22 protein-coding genes and 2 pseudogenes are annotated in these 20000 nt (G+C 69.3%); 9 read left to right on the forward strand and 15 right to left on the reverse strand.

Annotated features, from left to right (window positions below):
* Positions 1-39: 39 nt before the first annotated feature.
* The gene (locus AQJ11_RS51500; RefSeq protein WP_059265617.1) at positions 40-699 is read left to right on the forward strand and encodes a hypothetical protein; all 660 of its coding nucleotides are present in this window, start codon (positions 40-42) and stop codon (positions 697-699) included.
* Between the two features lie 44 nt (positions 700-743).
* On the opposite strand, the gene AQJ11_RS51505 is transcribed toward AQJ11_RS51500, so the two are convergent.
* From AQJ11_RS51505 to AQJ11_RS32975, 3 genes are all read right to left on the reverse strand, one after another.
* Positions 744-902: a type II toxin-antitoxin system RelE family toxin gene (locus AQJ11_RS51505; RefSeq protein ID WP_244218454.1), complete on the reverse strand. Its 159-nt coding sequence runs from the start codon at positions 900-902 to the stop codon at positions 744-746.
* Positions 899-1204, reverse strand: coding sequence for a DUF6247 family protein (locus AQJ11_RS32970; protein WP_059265618.1), 306 nt, complete (start codon positions 1202-1204; stop codon positions 899-901). Before AQJ11_RS32970 ends, AQJ11_RS51505 begins: the two co-directional genes overlap by 4 nt.
* Positions 1205-1315: 111 nt before the next feature.
* A complete protein-coding gene (locus tag AQJ11_RS32975; protein WP_059265619.1) occupies positions 1316-1663 on the reverse strand; it encodes a hypothetical protein in 348 nt (115 codons plus the stop codon).
* Positions 1664-1876: 213 nt separating this feature from the next.
* On the opposite strand from AQJ11_RS32975, the gene AQJ11_RS32980 reads away from it, so the two are divergent.
* Complete coding sequence (locus AQJ11_RS32980; protein ID WP_159061718.1) at positions 1877-2530, forward strand: AP2 domain-containing protein; 654 nt, start codon at positions 1877-1879, stop codon at positions 2528-2530.
* Between the two features lie 153 nt (positions 2531-2683).
* Here AQJ11_RS32980 and tpg read toward each other — a convergent pair whose 3' ends face one another.
* The 3 genes and pseudogenes from tpg to tap all read right to left on the reverse strand — a co-directional run bounded on the left by tpg (position 2684) and on the right by tap (position 5603).
* Positions 2684-3232, reverse strand: a complete 549-nt coding sequence (tpg, locus tag AQJ11_RS32985; RefSeq protein WP_059265621.1) for a telomere-protecting terminal protein Tpg — start codon at positions 3230-3232, stop codon at positions 2684-2686.
* A 14-nt stretch (positions 3233-3246) separates the two neighbouring features.
* Positions 3247-3471 (reverse strand): hypothetical protein, encoded by a 225-nt coding sequence (locus AQJ11_RS32990; RefSeq protein ID WP_059265622.1) that lies wholly within the window; start codon positions 3469-3471, stop codon positions 3247-3249.
* 4 nt (positions 3472-3475) lie between these two features.
* Positions 3476-5603, reverse strand: a pseudogene (gene tap / locus AQJ11_RS32995) (telomere-associated protein Tap).
* A gap of 130 nt (positions 5604-5733) precedes the next feature.
* On the opposite strand from tap, the gene AQJ11_RS33000 reads away from it, so the two are divergent.
* Both AQJ11_RS33000 and AQJ11_RS52815 read left to right on the forward strand, forming a co-directional pair.
* Positions 5734-6276: an MOSC domain-containing protein gene (locus tag AQJ11_RS33000; protein ID WP_079082503.1), complete on the forward strand. Its 543-nt coding sequence runs from the start codon at positions 5734-5736 to the stop codon at positions 6274-6276.
* Between the two features lie 80 nt (positions 6277-6356).
* Positions 6357-7241, forward strand: a pseudogene (locus AQJ11_RS52815) (transposase); the annotation flags it as partial.
* A gap of 182 nt (positions 7242-7423) precedes the next feature.
* Here AQJ11_RS52815 and AQJ11_RS33010 read toward each other — a convergent pair.
* Positions 7424-7627, reverse strand: a complete 204-nt coding sequence (locus tag AQJ11_RS33010; protein ID WP_014670069.1) for a cold-shock protein — start codon at positions 7625-7627, stop codon at positions 7424-7426.
* 438 nt (positions 7628-8065) lie between these two features.
* Between AQJ11_RS33010 and AQJ11_RS33015 the strand changes: the two genes are divergently transcribed.
* From AQJ11_RS33015 to AQJ11_RS33025, 3 genes are all read left to right on the forward strand, one after another.
* The gene (locus AQJ11_RS33015; protein ID WP_058084342.1) at positions 8066-8407 is read left to right on the forward strand and encodes a PadR family transcriptional regulator; all 342 of its coding nucleotides are present in this window, start codon (positions 8066-8068) and stop codon (positions 8405-8407) included.
* Positions 8404-9360, forward strand: a complete 957-nt coding sequence (locus AQJ11_RS33020) for a hypothetical protein (RefSeq protein WP_059265624.1) — start codon at positions 8404-8406, stop codon at positions 9358-9360. Before AQJ11_RS33015 ends, AQJ11_RS33020 begins: the two co-directional genes overlap by 4 nt.
* Positions 9361-9454: 94 nt before the next feature.
* Positions 9455-10366 (forward strand): phosphatase PAP2 family protein, encoded by a 912-nt coding sequence (locus AQJ11_RS33025; RefSeq protein ID WP_059265625.1) that lies wholly within the window; start codon positions 9455-9457, stop codon positions 10364-10366.
* Positions 10367-10769: 403 nt separating this feature from the next.
* Here AQJ11_RS33025 and AQJ11_RS46750 read toward each other — a convergent pair whose 3' ends face one another.
* From AQJ11_RS46750 to AQJ11_RS33055, 6 genes are all read right to left on the reverse strand, one after another.
* Positions 10770-11312, reverse strand: coding sequence for an SUKH-4 family immunity protein (locus tag AQJ11_RS46750; RefSeq protein ID WP_079082504.1), 543 nt, complete (start codon positions 11310-11312; stop codon positions 10770-10772).
* 256 nt (positions 11313-11568) lie between these two features.
* The gene (locus AQJ11_RS33035; protein ID WP_059265626.1) at positions 11569-14412 is read right to left on the reverse strand and encodes a caspase, EACC1-associated type; all 2844 of its coding nucleotides are present in this window, start codon (positions 14410-14412) and stop codon (positions 11569-11571) included.
* A gap of 2 nt (positions 14413-14414) precedes the next feature.
* The gene (locus AQJ11_RS33040; RefSeq protein ID WP_059265627.1) at positions 14415-14837 is read right to left on the reverse strand and encodes an effector-associated constant component EACC1; all 423 of its coding nucleotides are present in this window, start codon (positions 14835-14837) and stop codon (positions 14415-14417) included.
* A 363-nt stretch (positions 14838-15200) separates the two neighbouring features.
* A complete protein-coding gene (locus AQJ11_RS49390; protein WP_059265628.1) occupies positions 15201-15686 on the reverse strand; it encodes a site-specific integrase in 486 nt (161 codons plus the stop codon).
* A 115-nt stretch (positions 15687-15801) separates the two neighbouring features.
* A complete protein-coding gene (locus AQJ11_RS49395) occupies positions 15802-16188 on the reverse strand; it encodes a hypothetical protein (RefSeq protein ID WP_059265629.1) in 387 nt (128 codons plus the stop codon).
* Positions 16189-16660: 472 nt separating this feature from the next.
* On the reverse strand, positions 16661-17542 hold the full coding sequence (locus AQJ11_RS33055; RefSeq protein WP_059265630.1) for a LysR family transcriptional regulator: 882 nt from the start codon (positions 17540-17542) through the stop codon (positions 16661-16663).
* 69 nt (positions 17543-17611) lie between these two features.
* Here AQJ11_RS33055 and AQJ11_RS33060 point away from each other — a divergent pair, with 69 nt between their 5' ends.
* Entirely contained in the window at positions 17612-18535 is a 924-nt protein-coding gene (locus tag AQJ11_RS33060) for an EamA family transporter (protein WP_059265631.1), read from the forward strand.
* Positions 18532-18978, forward strand: coding sequence for an ATP-binding protein (locus AQJ11_RS33065; protein ID WP_159061719.1), 447 nt, complete (start codon positions 18532-18534; stop codon positions 18976-18978). Before AQJ11_RS33060 ends, AQJ11_RS33065 begins: the two co-directional genes overlap by 4 nt.
* Positions 18979-19404: 426 nt before the next feature.
* Here the strand turns inward: AQJ11_RS33065 and AQJ11_RS49400 are convergent, their stop codons facing one another.
* Entirely contained in the window at positions 19405-19704 is a 300-nt protein-coding gene (locus AQJ11_RS49400; RefSeq protein WP_159061720.1) for a hypothetical protein, read from the reverse strand.
* Positions 19705-19760: 56 nt separating this feature from the next.
* On the reverse strand, positions 19761-19892 hold the full coding sequence (locus AQJ11_RS52175; RefSeq protein ID WP_279616959.1) for a hypothetical protein: 132 nt from the start codon (positions 19890-19892) through the stop codon (positions 19761-19763).
* Between the last annotated feature and the right edge of the window lie 108 nt (positions 19893-20000).

Here is a 20000-nt window from a genome sequence, read left to right on the forward strand (position 1 = left end):
TAGGAGCCGACACCCACGACAGCTTCCAGGAGAAGTGCGATGCCCAAGAAGACTGGCACCGACAACCGTCGCGGCTACGACCCGGAGACCGACACCGTCCGGGTCGGGCGGCACGACCTGGAGCGGCTGCTGCTGATGTTCCGTTCGCTGGTCCGCGAGCAGGAGCCTGGCAGCTGGGACCACATGAGGGACTACGACCGGTCCTTCGAACGGCTTGCAGACGCCGCCGACGCCGCCGCTCAGGCCCGGCAGGGTGCCCGCTGGGAAGGCCCTGACCTCCGGCTGCGCTGCACCACCACCGACGCCGTCTACGACTGGCCGGACGGCGTCCCCTACGACGGCGGCACGCCGGTCACGTGGAACGTTCCGGGCTACGGCTCCCGCGCCACCGCTGATGACGACGACCTGCCCACCTCGCTGTGCGGGTTCCGATGGTCGAAGGAGGAAGGCCGCCCCGTGAGCGGCTTGCCGGACTGCCCGGAGTGCCGGCGCGAGGCCCGGTGCCGAACGGCCCAGCGGCAGCTGGTGACTCCCGGTTGCCGCCCGGGTGGCAACCGGTGGATACGGCCGTGGCTACGATCGGAAACGCCCTGGATCCGGCAGTTGCGATGCCGGGGTCAGGGCGCCTGCACGGGTGGCTATCCGAGCCAGGTGATGGTGAGGACGGACAGGCGGCGCAGGAGGCGGTTCACCCAGTAGGTGAGGGAGAGCTGGCCGACGGAGGCGTGGCGGATGTCCTCGCCCTAGGGGTCGTCGGCGTTCCACTGCCAGAAGCCCCACGGGTCGCTGGCGACGGCGTCCAGGACGTCCCACACCATGTCTTCGACGTGCTCGGGCAGGGTGGCGAGGGCCTTCGCGGCCGGGGCGGAGAAGCGGACCGCGTACGGCGGCTGTGCGGTCACCGGCGCCGCCCGCGGAGCTCCGCCATGTCGATGAACTCGCTGTCGTCATAGCCGGAGGCGACGAACGCGTCGACGGCCGGGGCGGAGGCGAGGCGGCCCTGCCACTCTTGGAGGACCTCGTACAGCCCGGCGAGGGAGAACGTGCGCCGCGATTCATCGAGGGCGGCCGCCCACTCCCGCTCGAAGGCCGGCACCCAGCGCGCGGCGCGCGCGTCGGCGCGCAGCCGGGCGAGGAGTTCGGCCGGCGCCCCGGGCTCGGGGGCGTAGGCGGTGGCGGGTGCGTGGTCGGGCTGCGCGTTCATCTGGTCCTCCCGGCGGTCGTATCGCCACCGTACGCGCGGTGCGGGGCAGCAGGAGCGGCCATGGCTGTTTTCCTTCCCGTGCGGGCGCCGGCCGGCGCGTGGGCGGGCGGGTCAGGACTGGTCCGGGGCGATGATGTGCCCGAATCCGAGGGCATGCGGCCTGGCGCGGTAGCCGAAGGCGTTGAGGATGCTGCCGAGCGCGAGGTGCATCGTCGCGCGGGTGGTCTCGTACCGGACGACCACGTCCTCGCCTTGGCGGCCGGCCTCCTTTATGTCGAGTGCGGCATCACCGAGCCGGTCGTGCATGCGCCAGCTGACGTGTACATGGCCATGGAAGACCGTAACGAGCAGGCCGCCGTCAGGGTCGTCCTCATGGCCGGGTGGCACCGGCGTGAAGCCGGCGCTCTCCAGGTCGAAGCGCACCCGGGCCGCGAGGGCTTCCAGTTCTGCCACAGCCATCCCAGCTCCTTCTCCGAGTCGAGGAAGCCGGTGCGTTCCTTCTCCTGGCGCTGGTAGTCGTCGGCGGCCTGACGGGTCACCGTCGGTTCCGCGTCGTTCTTCGAGCCAGGTAACGGGTGATTGTGACTGAGCGCTCCACTTGGCGAGTTGAGCCAGCAGGGCAGGTATCTGACGTGACGGCCATTTGTCAGATCCGTGCGCGACGATGTCCGGATGCCTTACCACGTCACTGAGATCCCAGTCGGAACACGCTACGGTCGCCTTGTCACCATCGCCGTGCCGCACCTACGCCCCCGCAGCGATGGTCGCAACCGTGCCTGGGTTCGTGTGAAGTGCGACTGCGGCAGCAAGCCCAAGGACGTCGTAGCCGGCAACCTGCTCAGCGGTATCACAGCCTCCTGCGGTTGCCTCCACCGCGAACGTGCTTCCGAAGCCAACACGGTCCACGGCCACGCCACCGGCTACCAGCGCACCCGGCTCCTGCGGATCTGGCGCGGCATGCGCACCCGCTGCAATAACCCCGAGGCCGCCAACTACAAGCACTACGGGGGCAAAGGCATCACCCACTGCGACGAATGGGACACCTTCACACCCTTCATGGAGTGGGCGATGGCCAACGGTTACGCCGACGGCCTGGAGCTCGACCGTATCGATCCTGACAAGAACTACACGCCCAAGAACTGCCGCTGGGTGACCAAGCGCCAGAACATCCGCAACCGGGACCGCGTTTGGAGCGACAATCTGGACGCCGCCTTGGTCGCCTACGCAAAGACCGTGGACGTGAACCCGTACGAGGTCATCAAGGAAGCTGTGGTGCAGTACCTGGCGGAGCATGCCGGGTACCCCGCCGAGACAGAGGAGACCTGACCGTCCACTCCTTCGAGGCAGCCCAACCCGACCGTTACATCTCCCGTCGCCTCTTCTCCCGGCCAGCGCCGCTCAACCGCCAGATGGAGCGCTCACTCGCCAACTGAAGCGCTCAGTCACAGTGATTGATGCTCGCCATAAAGGGCTCCGAAATCAGTATTCAAGATCGAGGTAGTCGATGTCGTTGATTTCCATGTCCGACAGCCCCATGGCGCGGGCGCCGCCGTCCTGTAAATAGATTTCCTTGAATCCTTCGGCGATGATTTTGCGCATCTGCTGGTCGCTGGCCCCGGCGTCACGGGCGTCGAACAGGCGGCGGGCGTAGTCCGGGGGGAGGTGCACGGTGAGCCGCCGGAACCGGCCGTCGTCGGTCGTGCCGACGGGTGCGGTGTAGCCGAACCGGGCCCGGGTCTCCACGGTGATCCCACCGGTGGTGGCGGCCTGGCGCTGCCGGCGCTTGCGTACCTGCGGCTGCCAGCGGGCGCGCACCGCGTCGTCGATTTTCGAGGCGACATCGGCGCGTGCATGCTTGCGGGCGCCGCGCCGGTAGCGGTTGACGGAGTCGGCGGTGACACCGATCTCCTGCGCGACGGCCTTCGCGCTGCCCAACTGCTTGATCAGGAAGCCGATCTGGCCCTTGAGCGTCTTCGGTGGCTCCCGGGTGAAGCCCTCCCGGTCGGCGCGCTCGATCGCGTCATGCATCTCGACGGTGGTGCTCAGCTCCCTTCGGGGGTGGGGTCCTGGCCGTCAGGGTCGACCAGGTGGAACCAGGTCTCGCGCGTCTCGCGCAGGTCATGCCGCCACAGTTCGAACCGCGGCGAGGCCCGGCGGGTGCGCAGAGAGAACTGCAGAGCCTCCATGCGCGCCTCCAGGCGGTCCAGCGTCCGTTCCCGCTCCGCGTCGGCCTTCAGGGACCGCGTGCGGCTGGTGTCGGTGGCCACGTCCCTACTCGCCCTCGTCCAGGACGGCGTCGCCGCCCGTGATGTGGCGGGCCGGGTTGAGGCCCTTCTCCATCAGCTCCGCCGCCCACAGCATCGGCTGGACGCCCTCCAGCTTCGCCAGGCCCGGCGTCGGCCCGAGGCGGAAGCCGCCCGGCTGCGGCTTGCCGGACGCCGCGTAGGGGAGGAAGTCCAGCGGGCTCGCGCCCGGCGAGGGGTAGACGACGCAGTCGGACAGTACGGCGAGCGGGAACAGCCCGGTCATCTTCGCCATGTTGTTGAGCTTGCGGTGCATGTTGATCCGGGCCTTGCTGATGACCGCGGCCCGGGTGTCGGGGCGCCAGGTCGGGCGCTGAAGGGCCGGTTACCGCTCGCCCTCCTTGTAGTGGCGGCCCTGCGGACGCTCGCGGAGCTTGCCGACGCCGCCCTTCACCGTGGCCTTGATGGCCGCGAGGACGGCGGCCAGGGCCGGGGCGACCTGCTTGTGCTGCTCCATCGCGGCGAGGAAGGCGCGGTCGTCCAGGTCCTTGGTGACGCCGAGGTCGGCGAGGGTGTCGACGTAGGCGTTCTTGAGCCGGTCGTGCCACGGGTCCAGGTACGCGCCGGTCTCGCGGCGCAGGTACGCCTCGATCGGGTGGACGTCGTAGCCGAGCTCCTTGGCGTAGGCGACGGTGTGCGTCTGGTACCAGGCCGGGCCCGTCGGACGGGAGCCGTCCGGCGTGAACGGCGAGGGCAGGCGCGGGTCCAGCTCGATGTGGGACAGGTCGACCAGCCACGAGCCGGGGATCTTCGGGTTGAACTTCGGGGCGTGGAAGTGGTCCGGAGCGCTGAGGCCGACGACCAGGCGGGCCGCGGCGGCGAGGAATGCGGTGTTGAGGTCCAGGCCGACCGCGAAGGGCATCATGCACTCCTCATCGCTGAGCGAGTCCACCGACCGCACCCACTGGTACGCCTCCTCATTGAGGAATCCGCCCGTCCAGCCGGACTGAACGACGACCGGGTGCTCCGGGGTGGCCTCCGGCGGCGCCGGGTCCATCGGCTCCGTCCCCAGGGAGCCGGGGTTGTAGACGGAGATCCAGTTGCCGGTCTCCGCATCGCGTTCCGGCTTCGTCGGCGGGCGTAGCGCCGTCATCAGTTCCAGCCCGGAGACGGCGGTGGAGCCGTGCGGGGTGATGACCCGCTGGGCGTACGCCCCGAGGACGCGGGCGATGTCGGCCGGCTCCATCTCGGCAACGCCGGGCCAGGACCGCTCATCGAGGGCGTCCCACGACAGGATCGCCAGCTGCACGCACTGCCGGTCGCGGTGCCTTGCGGTAGATCCGCGCCCATGGGCCGAACCCGCGCTGCGTGAGTTGCCACTTGGCCTTCGCCACCTGCTTGACGACCGGGTGGTCCTCCGGCAGGCGCAGGGAGCGGCGCTGCTCGTGGCCCTCCAGGCGCTCGGGCAGCCCGAGCTTCACGGCGGCCGCGGCGGTGAGGACGATCAGCGGGTCGGAGTCCTTGCCGTAGCGGTTGAGCTTCGGCGCACCGAGGCCGGACTCGCGCAGCGTCCACTCCACCAGTTCCGGGATCGTGGTCGCCGGGCAGTCCAGCACGATCCCGTCGACGCCGTACGCGGAGCCGTCGCCGTCCAGCACGGCGAGCGGGCCGTGCGGGAAACGCGGGTCGACGGCACGCTTCGTCGCCTTCTTCGCCGCCGGGCGCCGGGACGTCGCCGGACGGGCGGCCGGACGGGCGGGGCGCTCCGGGGCGGCGGGAGCCTCCACCGGCGCGGCGGCCTTCGCCTCGGGCGCTGCCGGACTTGTGAACGTCTCCGGCGTCACCGGCTGCGGTGCGGCGGCCGGAGCCACGGGGGCGGCAGGCGCAGGCGCGGCGGGGGTGCCGTGGGCGGGGTACTTCGCCGCCCACCCCTTCAACAGCCGCTGGTACGCCTCCAGGCGCGGCGACTTCGGCTCGGAGCGACCCTTCTCCCAGTTTTTGATGCTCTGTGTCGACGTCTTCAGTGCGACAGCGAGGCGGGCCTGGGTGATGCCGGCGGCTTCACGGAGTCGGGCTCGCTCTGCCGGAGGCGGGAGCTGCGGCTCTTCCTCCAGCAGTGCATCGATGTTCGCGAACAGCTCTTCCTCGGATGCCATCTGTCTACCTCCACCCTGAACAGTGGCAGCACTTACGACCCCACCCGTGATTGATCGTGGATGCTGTGCCTTGGGGGGCGAGGGCTAGGCTCGTGGCTGATCACGGTTACCGATGAGGGGGTTCCGAGGTATGAGCGGGAGAGTGACGGCGGTCAGCAGCAACGGGGAGTACTCGTTCGCCAAGCCGAACCGAGACAGCGTCAGACTGCTCACTGGGCTTGGTGTGGAGGGGGACGTGCACGCCGGTGTGACGGTCAAGCACCGCTCGCGCGTCGCGCAGGATCCCACTCAGCCGAATCTGCGCCAGGTCCACCTCATTCATGAAGAGCTCTTCGCCGAGGTCGGCGAAGAAGGGTTCAAGGTGGCGCCCGGCGAACTCGGCGAGAACATCACCACGCGCGGCATCGATCTGCTCGGTCTGCCGGTCGGCACATTGCTGCGCGTCGGCGACTCCGCGGTCCTGGAAGTCACCGGCCTGCGCAATCCCTGCCTGCAGATCGACAATTTCCAGGACGGGCTGCTGAAGCAGGTCGTCGGCCGCGACGAGGCGGGGAACATCGTGCGCAAAGCCGGAATCATGAGCATCGTGAGGGAAGGCGGCGTGGTGCGCCCTGGCGACACGATCGAAATGGAACTTCCCAGCGGTCCGCACCGACCCCTGGACCGGGTCTGACCAGCCTCCCGGGCAGGCCGTGACATGACGATGGCCGCGCGGGTTCTTGAGGTGTGAAGATCAAGCAGGCCCGCTCGGTCATGGCCCATCCTGCCTTCTGTGGCGTCGCGCGCCAACATCTCGGCGAGTTGATCGAAGAACTCGCGCCACGCTGGGAAGCGCGCTGCGAGTCCGCGCGGCACAAGCGACGCCGGGGCGCCCGCCGAGGGCAGGCCGGGGCCGGGCCGAAGTACGAACTGGTCTTCACCGACCGGCTGCTGGCCACCCTGGTTCACCTGCGCACCGGCCTCACCCACGAGGCCCTCGGCGTGATCTACGAGGTGGGCTCCTCCACCATCGGTCGCGCCATCAGCGAGATCCGCCCGCTCCTGGCGGAGCGCGGATTCGCCATCCCCGACCGGCCCGGCCTGCGGCTGCACACCCTGGAGGACGTGTTCGCCTACGCCGCCGAAAACATCACCCTGCGCATCGACGGCACCGAGACCCAGGTCCGGCGCCCCAGGGCCAACAGGCCCGGCAGGCGGGCCTTCGTCTCCGGCAAGCGCAGGCAGAGCACCATCAAGACCACCACGATCAGCGATCACCAGGGCCGCACCCTGTGATCCGGCGCGATGCGTCCCGGCCGGATGCACGACCAGACCTGTGTGCGCACCGAGGGCATTGCCTAGCAGTTCCGCCTGCGGCCCAGCGTGAAAGCCGAGGTCGACGAGGGTTACCGGGGACTGGCCAACGAGTTCCCCGACCAGGTCAGCGCCCCGCCGAGAAAACCGAAAGACTTCGACGAGGCGCCGCTCACCGAACGGTACGGGTGGCGCGAGCAGCGGCGTCGTCAGTCCTCCCGACGGATCTGCGTCGAGCACGCCACCGCCGAACACCGGCAATGGCGCACGCTGCAGCGGTACACCGGACGGCGCGAGGACTACGGCGACACACACCGCGCCATCGCCGCTCTGGTCTCCGACCGCGCCGCCAAGCGGGCCACCCGGCACAAGCCGAGCACCGAACTCGTGCTCGTCCGCACGACGGCCTGCCGAATCACCCACCAGCCGAACCTCCAGGCCGGCACGGCCTGCCATCAATCGCGAGGCAGCCCATAAGGGCCCGGCGTCCCGAAGCCGGGATGCCGGGCCCTTACCGAGGCGCGCGATCAGGCGGGGCGGATGTTCTCCGCCTGCGGGCCCTTCTGGCCCTGTGTGACGTCGAACTCGACCTTCTGGCCCTCCTGCAGCTCGCGGTAGCCCTGGCTGGCGATGTTGGAGTAGTGGGCGAAGACGTCGGGGCCGCCGCCCTCCTGCTCGATGAAGCCGAAGCCCTTCTCGCTGTTGAACCACTTCACTGTGCCCTTGGCCATGACTGTCTCCTTTGAGGGAAACCGGGCACGCACCCTGCGCGACCGGGAGGTGATCGCCCTGGTCCGGAGAGGCGCTGAACAGCAAGAACGCCCGTGATGGCGATCACGGGCGAACGGAACTTCGGAACCACGACTGCTGATCACAACGCTATAACGGCATGATGGAAGCCGCTAGCGGAAACGCGCCAGCATCCGGCCCGGAACGAAGGGCTGGATCGCCCGTGAGGCTCGGCCGATGGTGATCAAGCAGTTCCGCGCCCTTCTTCTGCACAAGGCGGCGAGGCATGGCCTCCCCGCCGCCGACTGTTTTCCGGTGGGTCTCACCGATCATGCGTGACCGGCCCCTCCCACACGAACGCGGATCAGGTCGCCTGGAGGTGCCGCCGATGATCACCCAGGGTCGGCAGGATACTTCGCAGCTCGATATATACTCGACGCATGACACGTCAGAACCCGTCCTTGACGGAACCGCAGTACTTCATCCTGGCTTCGCTCATGGATGGACCGTTGCACGGTTACGGCATCATCAAGGCTGCCGAGCGGGCCAGCGACGGGCGGCTCCGGATCGCTGTCGGCACTCTCTACGGCGCGCTGGAGCGGTTGGAGCGGGCCGGGCTCTTGGCCGCCGACCATGAGGAGATCGTGGACGGGCGGGCGCGGCGCTACTACCGGCTCACCGAGGACGGCACCGAGGCGCTCGGCCGGGAGGCGCTGCGGATGCAGCAGGCGGCGGCTGTCGTCATCGGACGCTCGCGGGATGCCGGAGCGGCCCCGGCATGAACCGTCTGCTGCTTGCGGCCTATCCCAAGTCCTACCGTTCCCGGCAGGGAGAGGAGTTGCTGGCCTGTCTGGCCGAGGCGTATCCCGGCCGTTCCTGGCCCCCGCCGCGGGAAGTTGCCGCCTTGGCGTGTGCCGGGGTGCAGGCCCGCGCCCGTGCCGTCGTCGACGACGCGGCTCGTCCGTGGTGGCTGGACGGCATCCACCTGGCCGCCCTGGCCCTCGCCGCGCTGGCGCTGGTTCCGTACTTACAGGACGTGTGGCACTGGGCACTGCACATCGACCCCGGACAGCACGCCATCGCTTTCCACTTCTCCGGCTGGTATCCGTGGGCCGGAGGTCCCACGCGGATACGGCTGCTGCCCTACGGACTGCTCCCGCTGGGTTGCCTGATCGCTCTGCTGCGTGGCAGAGCGTGGATCGCGCTGCCGGCCGCAGCAGCCATGATCTGGGCCGGCGCCACGGCCCACGGCCGCACCCTGTTCGGCAGCGAGGGCAAGGCGGGCTTGAGCTACTACGGGTTGGGCGCCCCGCTGACAGCCCGTGACCTGGTGCTCTCGGGGACACTGTGCGCCGCGTGCGCCGTGCTGGCGCTCTGCCGTCCCAGCCGCCTGCGACGCCACTCCTACCGCTGGCTGGCCCCTGTCGTGCTCGCCATGTTCGTGGCCGGGGGCCTGCACATCATCTCCGTCAGTCCGGCCTTCCAGCGCGGCTTGTTCGTCCTTGAGGTCACCGCGCTGCTCGGCGCGTGGGTGGCGACGGCCGCCACCGGCGACCACCGGTGGCTGATCCCCGTCGCGGCTGTCGCGATCGTCCGCACGCAGGCGATCGTCGTCCAGCCGGACGCGTTCATGCAGTCCCTTCCGGACCTGGTCGTTTTCCTCCTGCTGATCGCGCCCCTACCCGCCCTGGCAATCACGGCCCAGCGCCGACAGGGGCAGGCACTCCCCGAATAGGAGCGGACCCCTGGTGGGTCGGCCGAGCCCGGCGGCCCACGTCGTGCCACAAGACGTGCGTGACCCAACTCCCCTCAACGGAAGAAGCAGAGCGATGACTCAGCACGATTCTCCGGCCCTGCCCGCGCACCGTCCGGGGGCCTCCGGGCAGTCCCCCGACGCCCCCAGCCTGTCGCGTACGACACGGCCGTGGATGCCGGCTCTGCTGTACACCCTGGGGTTCCTGACGGTCTACCTGCTCGCCATCTGCACCCCGTGGGGGCAACGAGCTGAGAACGCCCTGTTTGGTCTCGGTAAACAGGGCGGCGAAGAAGCATGGATCTACCCCCTGTCAGGAGCGGCCTACGGCTCGACGCCCCTGCCGCCGCTGGAATTGAGCGCCAAGCCCACCCTGATGGTGGGCCTGGCCGTCATCGTGGTCCTCACCCTGGTGCGGCGGTGCTGGTGGCAGGGGTGCGCGGCGCTCGGCGTCGTCATTCTCACGACCGGAGGCAAGGAGGTGCTCAAATCGACTCTGCCCCGCCCCGATCTGGTGGGCGCGCCCGAGAACCTCCTTGATCAGGGTTTCCCCAGTGGACACACCGCCATCCCCGCCGCGCTGACTCTCGCCGCCGTCCTCGTGGTTTCCCCCCGCATCCGCCCCTACATCGCCACGGCCGGTGTGCTTTGGCTCGCCTGCATCGCCGCCGCCAGCGCGACCATGGGCGGTCACCGGCCCAGCGAAGTGCTGGGGGCCACACTGTTGGCCTGTGCCTGGTACGGCCTCGCAACCTGGCTGCTGCCGCCGGCCGCCGCGCCAGGCGCCACGCGGAGCACCCGTGCGCTGCCCGTCATCACCTTGACGGTGGCATTGGTCATCGCCCTCGTTTCCGGCGCACGAAACGACACCCTCACCAGGTCACTGGTCTCCGCGGCGACGGCCTTCATATGTGCGGCCCTGGTCTGGTACGCCGCAGTCGGGCGGCCCGCACACACCGCACGCCGCACACGCCCCGCACTGCGCTGACCACGCGGTCGGCGCCGGGCGGGAACCGGCGCATCCTGGCAAAGCGGCCATCCGATGCCACCGGCCAGTCGTAGAAGCCGTCGACGCCCGAGCGGGGATGCACTCCCCGCCCGGCGTCTCCTCCCAAGTGCCGGTCAACAGGTCTGTGCCTGCCGCCCGTTCTCTCGCCTATTGCCAGGTGTTGCTTGCCATGTCAGTGCCTGAGTGCCGGGGATCTTGAAAACCCCGTCTTGCGGAAAGATCGTGGGGTTCGCTTCGTAGGCGAGAGGCGGCAATGTCGTGGTCCGGGCGTATGCCGGCCTCGACTGGTGGGCTCGCATGTTGCGGTGTCGCGTATTCGCGAGCCGCTCGACGCGCCGGACACGGTGAGTGATCGCTTGGGGATCGGGGCGGCCGCGGGCAACTACCAGAGCCAGCGGTCGAGGAACTCGGTCCAGATGAACCCGTTGTAGCCGCCGAAGGCAGGCGGATCGATCTTCTTGAGTTCGTCAGCGAGCATGCTGAGCTCGACCAGGGCTTCATCCTCGCGGTCATCCGGATCGCTAAGGATCTCGGACTCGCTGACGTGCAGGCCGTAGTGGTGCAGGGTCCGCAGCCACAGGTCGATGGAGGAGTTGGCGAACCATGCCTCGCCTTGGGGAAGGACGTAGTGGACCGTGCCCGTCCTGGGTTCGACGCCGAACGACCATTCCATACCGGGCACGAGGTCGCCATGGTGATTCCGGGTGAGGCGGTAGAGCGACCTACCATCTGACGTCTGGAGTGCTGGAGCCGCCTCCACCTGGAACGATACGTGCTCGATCAACTGATCGACGATGGGGATCCCGACATCAACCAGTAGTGCCTTCTGATCCTCGGGGATCTGCCAGCCCGACACGACTGCCGAGTCTGCCCTTGTGACGTTCCCTGTGCCGGCCCAGGCAGTGAGCTCGTCAAACGTTGTCATGTGAGAGTCCTTCCGCGGCTGGCTGCGGTGCGGACCCTATCGAGCAGGACTGACAACCACGTGGCCCCATCGGGGACGACACACTCCTCAGTGGTCGCCGGGGGCGTATCGGCTCCAGGTTCCGCCGGCCTCGGTGGCGCCTGGAGCGCCACCCGCAGGTCTGGGATGTGCTGCTACCGCGACCGGGTGCGCGCCGCGCGAGCCGGGTCAAAGTAGACGGGAGGCTCGCTCAGCATCTGCCTACCTGGCTGCCCTCTCACGAGCTGGTGACGCCGAGAGAGGCGTAGTCGTAGCCGGAGTATGCCTGGGAGCGGTAGACGTTGGTCAAGCGAGGGCCGCGCCACGTGAGCTGCCTGCCGTAGACGAAGGGCAGGTGGTAGGCGCCCTCGGAGACCTGGTGGTTGATCTCGCGGGAGATCTCGGCGATCCGGTCGGAGTCGGACGTGGTGAGGGCGCTGTCCAGGAGCTTGTTGATGGCCTTAGTGTTGATCTGCGAGAGGTTGGCGTTGCCGGACGCTGGGATGAGCCGACCATCGACCAGCAGCGGCCAGAAGCCCTGCAGAGATGGGAAGTCGCTGCCCCACGCGTAGATGATGATGCCGTAGCCCTTGGCTTTCACCTGCGCCGGAGCACCGAGGAGTGTGTCGCTCTGTGCTGGGTTGATCTGGTCGATTTTGGCGGTGATGCCGACCCTGTGCAGTGACTCTTGCAGGGCGCTGGCGGCGGACACATCGTGCGGTCTGTCGCTGCGTACCGCGATCGTAGTGGAGAACCCGGTCGGCTTGCCGCAGAGGTCGAGTTCCTTCTCGGCCTTTGTGATGTCCGGCTTGCCGCCGTTCTTGAGCACCTTGTATGGGTCGTAGGTGGGCTCGGCGCCTACGACGCCCGGTGGGAGCAGGCTGGGGGCGATGTCACCGCCCGCGACGGGGCCGCCAAACGCTGTCTGCAGCGTCTTGTGGTCGGCTGCGTAGATGACCGCCCTGCGGCAGTGGATGTTGTCCATGGGTTTGACGCTCTGTGGGAAGGCGGCGTAGCGGATGAAGCCATTCGACAGGTCGTCCAGGTTCTTCTTCAGCTTTGGTTCTTGCAGTGCCTGAGCACGGGCGGCGCCGCTCAGACCGTCGCCGCCGAGTTCCAGGTCGTACTCGCCGTCCATCAGACTCTTGCTCATGACGTCGGTGTCGGTACCGGGGCTCAGGAAGTCGACCGTGATCCTTTCGGGTAGGGCGGCCCGGACGGGGTCGGACGCCCTGTTCCAGTGGGAGTTGCGAACGAGTTCCATGGACTTGTTGGGCTTGTAGCCCTTGAATCTGTACGGCCCGTTGGAGAACGGGCGAAGGCCGTACTGCGCTTTGGTGTCCTTCTCCTTCTTGACCGGCGAGGCAGCCGCCATGGCCAGCATCTGCTCGAAGTCGCCGTTGGGGCGGGGGAGATGGAAGACGATGGTGCTGGCGTCAGGGGTGTCGATCGCCTTCAGGCCGGTCGTCGAGGTGTCCTTGTACGGACCCTTGTAGGTGTTGTCAGGATCGAGTACCGCCTGCAGGTAGAGGGGGCCGCCGGTGATGACGTCCTTCGCCCACAACCGCTCGATCCCGTACTTGACGTCCGCGGAGGTGACCTCCGAGCCGTCCTCCCAGGTCACCCCGTCACGCAGACGATACGTGTAGGTCCGCCGGTCCTCGGAGATTTTGGCTGTGGAGGTGGCCAGGTCCCCCATGAGGCGGGTGCTCTTCGCTCCGGGCTCGGGCGCGTAGGTGACCAGTTGGCGCGTGTAGTAGCGGGCGAAGTTCCATTCGTAGCCGTAGTAGCCGCGCTGCGGGTCCCAGGAGGCGGCATCCTGGCGGCTGACGAACTTCAGGGTGCCGCCCCGGGTTTTCGAGGCGTTCACGATGCCGTTGCTCGCGGCGTTGTACCCGTCGGTGCCATCCTCGCTGCTGTCGGATGTCGTGGGCCAGAGCCAGGCGACGGTGACGGGGATACCGACGGCCAGCAGGCCGATCACGGCAGCGATGGCCGTGGCCTTGACTCGGACGGAGCGTCCGCCCTGGCGGCGGGGGACCAGAGCGGCGGCCGGGCCAACGAGTCGGGTGGATCCGGCGGCGGAACCCCGGGCCGCCTCCCGGACAGTCTCAGGAGAAGTCCCTCCGGGAGCCTCCGCCGACGCCTTCGGCGGGGACGCGGTAGCGCGAGCCGCCTGCCCCGCGTCCGGGGCCGCTTGCTGTGGGGCGGGCTGCGGCCGAGGAGCCTGCGGCTGCGCTGGACGCGGCTGGGCGGGTTCCGGCCGGGCGGACGACGGCTCTTCGGCAGGCTGCGGCCACAGGGCGGCCGGTGATGCGAGCGGAGCGGAGGCGTGGGCGCGGTTGCGGGCAAGGGCGACCAGGCCGCCGGTGTTGCGATTGCGCTGCTGCGGCAGCGGTCTGCCTCTGGCCGCCAGTGCGATGTACAGCTGGCGGTAAACGGTGTCCATGTCGAGCAGGGGTGGACCGCCGCTCACGCCTTCGGTCAGGAGGGTGATCAGCTCGCCGGTGAAGGCGGTGTACTGCTCGCCCGGCGGAGACAGGGCCTTGCGGGTCGCCGAGGAGGCCACGAGCAGACAGGTGCCCTCGATGAGCGCGTGGTCGGCGACCTGCGAGGTAACTTCGGTGGCGGCGTTCATGCCGCCCAGCAGGGCCCGGCCGCTGTAGCAGCAGTCCAGGATCATCACCTTGCGCCGGGCCCGTACCCGGGGGTCCAGCATTGCGCGGCGCACCCAGTCGTACGGCAGGGCGCTGTAGGTCCGTTCCGGGTCCGATCCGGGTAACCCCAGGTACAGCTCATCGCTGACAGGATCGGTGAGCCCGTGGCCGGCGTAGTAGACGACCAGGGTGTCGGTGGCGTTTGCGGCGACGCGGCCGAGGTTGTCCAGTACAGCCTGAGTGCTGGATGGTTGGGACAACACCGTGCAGTGTGAGGGCGGCAGGCCCCACACGTCCCGGTCGGTCAACGTCTGCTGAAGTCCGGTCAGATTGCGCTCGACGGCGGGCAGGTTCTCCATCCCGTCGTAGGTGTGCACCCCGATGAGCAGTGCCTGCGAGGAGCCGGGATCCGGCAGTAACGCCATGGCTACCCCGGCCCTGGCTCGTGCCCGTCGACGGAGCTTTGCGCCTCGTCGGCCACCGGATCATCTTCCTGGCCCGCCTGCGGAGCGGGGTCTCCGAGGGCGTCGATGACACGGCGTACGGTGTCCGGCGAGTCGTCCTCGACGGTGACTGTTACCCCGTCCCGTTCGATGCGTATCACAGGGGCATGGGTGCGCGAGGCGCGCCAGGCTGCGCAGGACACCGCAAGTCCGCCAAGAGCGATCGCGTGGGTGAGAACCGCGTTGATTACCTCGAACGCCCCACCCATCTCCCCGGCCCCGGGCGGTGTGGCCACCGGGAGGACCGACGCGTCGCGCGTCACCTCGGGATCCTCCGCGAGCCAGCGGTAGAGGGAAGTCAGCGACACGTCGCCGTCTTCGCTCTCGACGACGATCTTCACCTGCACGCCGCCGTTCCCCTCCCCCTGGTTACCCGTCTCACCGCGCTAACGATCTCTAGGGTCACCGATATTAGCCCCTTACCCCGGAAGAAGTCCCACTACTCATCAGTTGCGCAGAGGCCAAGCGACGGATGTGACACGGCTGTTGTGCGACAACCTGCGAGTCGAAGTGCCCAGCCGCATGGTGGACGCGTCGGTCGGCAAACGGCCATCGGCAAGACCCGCCACGGCAACCCTGGAGGGCGGAGGGTAGGAGTCCGGGATGTCGCACACTCCGTGCGGTCCCTGGGTCGGTACGCCCGGCCCGGCGTCGACGCGGTCGCCCGGCACGTCGCCGAACGCGACCCGGCCGCTCGTCGTCGGGGTTGGTCACAGCGGCCTACGGCACGTTCTCGGCGTATTCCGGTTGGCCTCCATGTAGGACCTGCGCAGCGAGTGGAACTCCAGCGCGGGGTCCAAGCCGACGGCGTCCCGGTAGGCGGCGAAGCGGGAATCCAGCCGCTGGAGCCCGATTCGCGGGCCTCGCTCGGACGGCCAGAGGGACCGGCTTGACGAATGCCGCATCCCAGGCCGGACTTCGCTGATCCATTCCTCGATCGTGCCGGGTGTCCAGCGCCAGACGGTTAGCACGCTGCGGCGCTTGGGCGGCGACCCCTTCTTGGCCTTGCGGTAGCGGACCAGCAGGGTGCCATATTCACCGCACTCCCGGCCTTCTGGGTTGCGGCCGAAGTCGGTGAGGTCGAGCATCCGGGTTTCGTTGCGTCGCAGGCCGTAGGCGTACGCGACCTTGAACAAGGTGGCGTCCCGGAAGGCCGGCAGCCAGCCCTTGCGCCCCTTGCCGCGAACACGCAGCACTTCCTCGTCGGCCTGGTCGAAGAAACGCTCCCAGCTCGGGCCGGGTGAAGGCCCGTCGTTCCGGCTCGCCCTCGGCTTCGTCGGCGTGCGTGGCAGCGTACCAGTCGTAGACCACCTAAACTGGGTGGGTACCGAAGTGCCGCAGGCACTCGTCTACCCAGCCATAGGCTGGGTTGGTCAGGAAGTCGCAGAACTGCCGTACGGAGCCCTGGTAGTTGCGCAGGGTGGAGCGGACGCATCCGTGCACGGCCCGCAGATCGGCCGACCACTCATCGACGTGCTGCGGCGTCCACTGCCACGGCATCGCGTCGGCGTGCCGGGTGAAGGCGCGGACCGTGCGTTCCCGGTCATCGACGTATCCCGACGAGAGGTTCCGGGCGAGCTGCTGGTTGCGCCAGCCTTTGATCATCGCCTCGAAGACCTGCTCGTCCGGCCGCAGCAGCGGCAGACCGTCGACCAGGTGCAGCCGAGCAGACCCTGGAACGAGGCCGTCCCCACCCATCCGCCATCACTCTCCGTGTATCGCATCTGACGCGAGAATTTCGCATCAGATGCGACCCGGGGGCGTCTTCGCAGTTCAATCGCTCGATGGAGTGAGGCCCGCAGATGTCTGTCCACAAGACCGCTACCGTTCTGCCGAGGCCAAGAGCCCTGGTGAGGCCGCTTCTGCGCGGTCCTGGGCCCGCTTCCAGGACGGGTGTCGCCTATTCGCATCCGATGCAATTGGCGGCGCTTGGGACATCGGTACAGCTTTTAACGCTAACCGGCGGTGATCACGGCGCCTAGCACAGGTGATAGGGCCGGCCACGAGGTTCGATGGAAGATCCCTGGGCGACCCCGGTCGCTGGCGCTCTGCGACCGCTGCGCGACCCGGACACGCCGGAACTGGACGATGACGAGGACGGGTCCGCGCGCCCGGCTGACCGCAGCCGGACACGCCACGCCGACTTCGTGTCCAAAAGCGGGAGCGACCCCTACTCCGGGGTACGGCGCGCTGGAGACGACTGGCGGAAGAACTCGCTGAGGAAGGACGCCAGTTCGGTGATCGCCGCGTGAGTGGGGGGCTCGCTCCAGACCAGGTGGAGCGGAAGGGCGGGGGCGTCGGCGAGCGGGCGGTAGGCGACGCCGGGGTAGGGGTGCATCTCGGCGGTGGCCACGCTGCTCACACCGACGCCTCGCCCGGCGGCGATGGCAGCCAGCCAGTCGTCGGTGTTGGCCACTTCCCAGGTGGAGTCGGGGCGGGCAGCCTCGGCCCACAGTTGGGGTGTGGTGGTGCCGGAGAGGGTGTTCAGCACGATCGTGTGCCCTGTCAGGTCGGCCAGGACCAGGTCGGCGCGTGCGGTCAGGTCGCTGTCCGCCGCGACGGCGGCGACGCGCGGCTCGTACGCCAGCAGGGCGCTGGAGACACCGGGGGTGGTCAGGGGGCCGCGCAGCAGCGCGGCGTGCACACGCCCGTGGGCCAGGCCCGCGGTTTTGTCGTCGATGCGCAGCAACTCCAGCGGCGTTCGGGGGTGGGTCTCCTGCCAGCGGCGCAGCACGGTGGAGGTGTGGCGGCCCAGGGCCGACCAGGTGTGCCCCACGCGTAGCGGCCAGACCTCGGTGTGACCAGGGTCGAGGGCGGCGTCGACGGCGGCGACGGCGGCCGCGGCCCGGACGCGGAATGCCTGTCCCGGGTCGGTCAGCCGCAGGTGGTGGGTGGAGCGGTCGACGAGCCGCACCCCGAGGTGCTCTTCCAGCGCCCTCAGGGTGCGGGACAGAGCGGGCTGGCTGATGTGCAGGCGAGCGGCGGCGCGCGTGATAGCGCCCTCCTCGGCGATGGCGAGGAAGGCCCGCAGATGCCGCAGCTCCATGGTCATACCCGGCAAGCATAACCGCGGGTGGATCGGCATTTCCCAGGACACTCACCCGTCCGTAGCGTCGAATCCATGACCGCCACGCCCCCCTCCGCCCCCTCGGCCACCGACACAGCCGCCAGGCCCGCGCCGCCTGCACCGGAGGCCCAAGGCCGGCCGGCCGGCGGCCCGGCGCTGGGAACCGGCCTGGTCCTGGGCGGCCTGCTGGCCCAGGAATTCGGCGCCGCGACGGCCGCTTCCCTGTTCCCCCGGGCCGGCGCCCTGGGCATCGTCGCGCTGCGCCTGACCGTCTCCGCGGTGCTGCTGCTGGCGGTGTGCCGGCCCAGGGTACGCGGCCACCGCCGCGCCGACTGGACGGTGATCGTCGCCTTCGGCGTCGCCCTGGCCGGCATGAACACCCTCTTCTACCAAGCCATCGCCCGCATCCCGCTGGGCACGGCGGTCACATTGGAAGTGCTCGGCCCGCTGGTGCTGTCCGTGGTCACCGCCCGCCGCGCCACCAGCTGGCTGTGGGCCGCGCTGGCTCTGGGCGGCGTAGCACTGCTCGGCCGCGGCGGTCTGGACAGCCTGGACGGCGCCGGCGTCGGCTTCGCCCTGGGCGCCGCAGCCCTGTGGGCGGCCTACATCCTGCTGTCCGCCCGCACCGGCGCCCGCTTCCCCAAGGCTGACGGCCTCGCCCTGGCAATGGCGGTCGGAGCAGTCCTCAGCCTCCCGGCGGGTCTCGCCGACGCCGGGGGCCGACTGCTCCATCCACTCACCCTCGGCCTGGGCGCGGCGGTCGCGGTACTCTCCTCCGCCCTGCCCTACACCTTGGAGATGCTGGCGCTGCGCCGACTGGCGCCCGCCACCTTCGCCGTCCTGATGAGCCTGGCCCCGGCCGTCGCCGCCCTGGCCGGCTACCTCGTCCTGAACCAGAGCCTGACCGGCATCGACCTTGTCGCCATCACCCTGGTGGTGACCGCGAGCGCCGGAGCCGTGCGCGCCTCCAGCCGGTGACCGACGACCGGCTCCGCCCCAGCGGTTCACCCACGAGACGCTCCGCCTATCGGCAAACGATCGCCGGAACCGTGATGGTGTACTCGCCTCAGGAGGAACCCCACCACGCCGCCCTGAACGAGGGCCGGGTGCAGACGGCAGAGCAGGCCAGAGACATCGCCCGAGGGTTCTTGTTGGCGGCCCTGCCAGAGGGCGGCAGCGGGGCGGAGGCGGTGCTGCTGATGGTCTCCGAGCTGTTCGCCAACGCGGGGCAGCATGCCAGCGCAGTGACCGGATTCCGGCTGGAGGCCAGGCCGGGGGCGGTGGCGGTGGGCGACGCCAGCACGCTGCCTCCGCGGCCTCGCCCGCTGGATCCCCGGACACCGGGCGGGTTCGGGTGGAATCTGGTGCGGGAGCCGTCGGCTGAGGTGCAGGTGAAGATGCATGCGGCGGGCAAGACGTGACCGCGACCGTCCGGTGCCCCAGGGGGATCGGGCCGCAGCCTCCGGCCTGACCAGGACCCAGGCTGGGATTCTCTCGATGGCGGCCCGCAACGAGTAGCGTCCAGTCCGCGCAGCCCGACGTCGACCCAGCGGGCGTAGCCGGCCGGGTCCAGCCACTTCACGTCCTTGCTGCGTACGAGGTGCGGGCTGGCCTCGAACGACTCCGTGCTCGTGCCCGGGTCAGGGCCGGGAATCTGCCGTCGGGCCACCGGATCGCTCACTCCGAACCGGAAACCGGCCCAGAGGTAGAACGCGCTGATCGCGATCAGGTCGTCCAGCACCGTCCCGCCGACCACGCGCCGGACGTCGGCCTCGTCGGTCATCCGCCAGAACTTGAACCCGGCGACGTCCTCTGTGTTCGCGTCGTGCCAGGCCCGGCCCGCCGCATCAAGGAATCCCAGCCAGACGGCTACCGCGAAGGCGTACTTCCTCCGCGTGCCCGTGCTCGCGTTGCGCATCCGCGCCGAGGCGAAGAATCCGTTGACCTCCGGAAGACCAACCATCGGCCCGCAGCAGCACCGGCTGCCCCGTCTTCGTGCCGTGCGCGTGCGCCCACTCTGCCAGCGTCGGCAGGCCCGCCAGCACCGGATCGGCCGCGTACCACGACACCTCCCGCCGCGGGTCGCACCAATGCACCTGCCACCGCGCCAACGGACCGGCTTCCACCTCAAGGTCATCGATCACCAACGAGTGAACATACAGCTACTCACAGTCACTGAAATCTCAGCAACAGTTGCTTGTGGCTAGAGACCGTCGGCACAGCCGATGGCGATGCGGCGGGGGCCGGCGGGCAGGTCGGCACAGTCGGCGAGGTTGGCGAGCAGCTCGCGGGTGCCGGAGGTGTTCAGGACGACGTCCTGCGCGGGGGTTGACACCGTCGAGGTCGAGGATGTCGCGGGCGGCGGCCGGGTCGCGGAGCCGGTCGTGGACGTCCTCGATCCGGTCGGCGGCGGGCGGGACCGGGGAGCCGTCCGGGCAGGTGG

The sequence above is a fragment of the Streptomyces corchorusii genome (assembly GCF_001514055.1).
Taxonomy (GTDB): domain Bacteria; phylum Actinomycetota; class Actinomycetes; order Streptomycetales; family Streptomycetaceae; genus Streptomyces; species Streptomyces olivaceoviridis.

Excerpts from the sequence above, each read along its gene's own strand:
- AQJ11_RS33015 (WP_058084342.1), top strand. The coding sequence starts at position 8,066 with ATGACACGTCAGAACCCGTCCTTGACGGAACCGCAGTACTTCATCCTG.
- AQJ11_RS33010 (WP_014670069.1), bottom strand. The coding sequence starts at position 7,627 with ATGGCCAAGGGCACAGTGAAGTGGTTCAACAGCGAGAAGGGCTTCGGC.
- AQJ11_RS33060 (WP_059265631.1), top strand. The coding sequence starts at position 17,612 with ATGACCGCCACGCCCCCCTCCGCCCCCTCGGCCACCGACACAGCCGCC.
- AQJ11_RS46750 (WP_079082504.1), bottom strand. The coding sequence starts at position 11,312 with ATGACAACGTTTGACGAGCTCACTGCCTGGGCCGGCACAGGGAACGTC.
- AQJ11_RS32980 (WP_159061718.1), top strand. The coding sequence starts at position 1,877 with ATGCCTTACCACGTCACTGAGATCCCAGTCGGAACACGCTACGGTCGC.
- AQJ11_RS33000 (WP_079082503.1), top strand. The coding sequence starts at position 5,734 with ATGAGCGGGAGAGTGACGGCGGTCAGCAGCAACGGGGAGTACTCGTTC.
- AQJ11_RS33020 (WP_059265624.1), top strand. The coding sequence starts at position 8,404 with ATGAACCGTCTGCTGCTTGCGGCCTATCCCAAGTCCTACCGTTCCCGG.
- AQJ11_RS32975 (WP_059265619.1), bottom strand. The coding sequence starts at position 1,663 with ATGGCTGTGGCAGAACTGGAAGCCCTCGCGGCCCGGGTGCGCTTCGAC.
- AQJ11_RS51500 (WP_059265617.1), top strand. The coding sequence starts at position 40 with ATGCCCAAGAAGACTGGCACCGACAACCGTCGCGGCTACGACCCGGAG.
- AQJ11_RS33025 (WP_059265625.1), top strand. The coding sequence starts at position 9,455 with ATGACTCAGCACGATTCTCCGGCCCTGCCCGCGCACCGTCCGGGGGCC.
- AQJ11_RS33055 (WP_059265630.1), bottom strand. The coding sequence starts at position 17,542 with ATGACCATGGAGCTGCGGCATCTGCGGGCCTTCCTCGCCATCGCCGAG.
- AQJ11_RS33035 (WP_059265626.1), bottom strand. The coding sequence starts at position 14,412 with ATGGCGTTACTGCCGGATCCCGGCTCCTCGCAGGCACTGCTCATCGGG.
- AQJ11_RS49395 (WP_059265629.1), bottom strand. The coding sequence starts at position 16,188 with ATGGGTGGGGACGGCCTCGTTCCAGGGTCTGCTCGGCTGCACCTGGTC.
- tpg (WP_059265621.1), bottom strand. The coding sequence starts at position 3,232 with ATGCATGACGCGATCGAGCGCGCCGACCGGGAGGGCTTCACCCGGGAG.
- AQJ11_RS32970 (WP_059265618.1), bottom strand. The coding sequence starts at position 1,204 with ATGAACGCGCAGCCCGACCACGCACCCGCCACCGCCTACGCCCCCGAG.